Below are 2,447 nucleotides of genomic sequence, written 5' to 3' on the forward strand. Positions count from 1 at the left end.
TGAACCAGTTTTCTATCATGTTTGAAGGAAGAGTAAAACTATAGAAAATCAATTACACAAAACTATTGACAACCCCCGATATGCGCTGAATGAGAAATTAATCCTTCAAATTTAGAGATATCCAGCTTTTTCCCATTCATCCAATATCCTAGCAATTCTTTTGGGGAGTATTCTCCTGCAATGTTTTTTACTTCATTCTGAACCCTATTTAAACATATATTGATGAGCTTAGAGTGTGGATAGCAAATGCCTCTTCGTTTTCTTAATAGAATTTCAAAGACTGTCATCTTACCTTCAAAACTGTTGGGAGCTTTGAATTCGATCAACTTTGATAAAGCCAATATCTCGCTTTTAACATAGATGTTTCCATCAACACTAAACGGATAATCCCAGTCAGATTTAGAGGTGCCAAGTTTCCATGTCAAAAATTGGCCCTCCCTGCTGAATTCAGGAAGCGATTGATTGCTTTGCCTTGTATAACTGTATGTAATATGGTCCCCTAGCCGAAGAGAGAAGAGACAGGTATCCCTGTTTTCAATAGCTAGAAAATCAGTAAAAGAAAAAGGTGAAGTGAAGATATTATCATCCACAAGATGAAAAACATACTTCTCTTCAGTTGATTCTAGGAGGGATTGAAAATCCTTGGTAAAATATTGTTCTTCAACAAATTTAATTAGGTTGTTATCAAAATATTGCTTAACCTGTGTATATGCATTAGCAAATGCATCATCAGATGCTCTGTAGAGGATATAAAGAGTTTTTGGATCTTCACAATGTCGAAGGTATGATTCGAGTAGTGCATAGAGTTGTAGGGGACGGTCTTTAGAGAAAACGATTCCAATTATTTCCTCGTTATGTGCTGGTGTTAGTGAATGGAGAGCCTTCCACCCCTTCATAATTATTAATGCCTTAGCAAATTTCTTAGCAATATTCATGATCTAGATACCTTGTTCCCTTGTGTTGATATAGTGAAATCAACAAGTCTATTTCGTGTGTTCCCAGTATACTTACGCAATCTTCTACGCACCTCTGCTGCGGATTGTGGATCTTTTGCAACAATGAATAAATAACCACCTCCGCCAGCACCAGGAAGTGTATACCCCAGGCATAGGTCATCGATGGTATCTATAATGCGTTGAATTTCTTGATTGTTTGAATCACTATCAAGACGATTCTTTAACTTCCAAGTCTCCTTGATGGCTTTCCCGAATGCAATAAAATCACCTTGTTGTATTACCTCCGCGATATAATTTGCGTGACGTTTTATCTCATCAAGAGCGAGAATACCGTTTTTATCATTTAAAAACATTCCCTCAACTATTTCTCCTAACAGGTTTTTTGCAACGCGTGTAATTCCAGTGTAGAAGAGTATCATGCATCCTGCATATTCTGGATCTTTGAACAATGAATCTGGGAGCCATTTAATGAGAGGAATTTGATTAACCCCCTTTTCAGTGTGAAGTAGCTTAACCCCTGGGAATATACCACCATATTGGTCCTGCCATCCTCCTCCACTAGTCAACAACTGTTCTAAGGCGAGAACCCGATTGCATATTTCATGCTCATCCCAGTTCAATCCACAAAAATCCGATAAGGCTGAAAGTATGGTTCCTGAAAGAAGCGAACTAGTTCCTAATCCAGATCCTTTTGGAATAGCGGAGAAAAAGGTTATGTCCAATCCACATCCGATGTCTCTCAGCTGATTTTGCAAAGAAGAGTATTTCACTTTAGAAAAATCAGGGTGAAATCCACAAAGGTTAAGACACGCTTTGGGAATCGAAAAACCAGAATCTAGATTGGAGTAGTCTGTTAGACTTTCATATGTTGTTATTTGTTCCTGCTTGCCAAGATCGATAGATCTCAAATTAATAGAGGATTCTTCTGTTCTACGAATATATGCCTGCAATGGAGGCTGCCCGTTGAGCTCTATTGCAACAGTTACAACATCCCCTCCATCCATCATGCAATGAGGAGGAGTATCAGTCCAACCCCCAGCTAAGTCGATTCTTGCTGGACTCCTAGACCAAACAATCTGGTCTTCAAGAACAGTACAGGATGGGGTTACCTTCTTCAATTTTATTGGTTCGAGGATGGTTTCAGCTAAACCTTGAAAAGCTTCTTTTTCATACTTGCTATTCTCAGATAGTAAATATTTCAACATGCTATTGGGTAATTGTTTGTATATACTCTCACCAATCTCAATTTCTGGAAGATGGTTGACAAAAGATTTGTTCATCTCTTTTTCAGCATGACGTAAATCTATCTGGAAAAATATACTCTTGAGCAAATTTCAAAATGCTAAGCAATACGTATGAATATACACGGATATATGCATAACCATACATATCAGGAGGCATGACCGTCAACCAGATGATTTCTCACCAGGATGACGGAGAGAATCACCCCCAAAGCAAATCGATAGACGCGTCAAGGCATCCCTTCTTCAT

The 2,447-nt window shown here is 38.4% G+C and carries 2 protein-coding genes; both read right to left on the reverse strand.

Translation table 11 applies throughout. The annotated features are described in order from the left end of the window. Positions 1-62: 62 nt before the first annotated feature. Positions 63-935 (reverse strand): hypothetical protein, encoded by an 873-nt coding sequence (locus tag DYP60_RS13805; protein ID WP_117331600.1) that lies wholly within the window; start codon positions 933-935, stop codon positions 63-65. Further along, positions 932-2,236, reverse strand: coding sequence for a GHMP family kinase ATP-binding protein (locus DYP60_RS13810; RefSeq protein WP_117331601.1), 1,305 nt, complete (start codon positions 2,234-2,236; stop codon positions 932-934). Before DYP60_RS13810 ends, DYP60_RS13805 begins: the two co-directional genes overlap by 4 nt. Positions 2,237-2,447 lie beyond the last annotated feature (211 nt).

Source organism: Sphaerochaeta halotolerans, assembly GCF_003429665.1.
Lineage (GTDB): Bacteria > Spirochaetota > Spirochaetia > Sphaerochaetales > Sphaerochaetaceae > Sphaerochaeta > Sphaerochaeta halotolerans.

Coding starts and splice junctions, on each gene's coding strand:
- DYP60_RS13810 (WP_117331601.1), bottom strand. CDS start 2,236: ATGAACAAATCTTTTGTCAACCATCTTCCAGAAATTGAGATTGGTGAG.
- DYP60_RS13805 (WP_117331600.1), bottom strand. CDS start 935: ATGAATATTGCTAAGAAATTTGCTAAGGCATTAATAATTATGAAGGGG.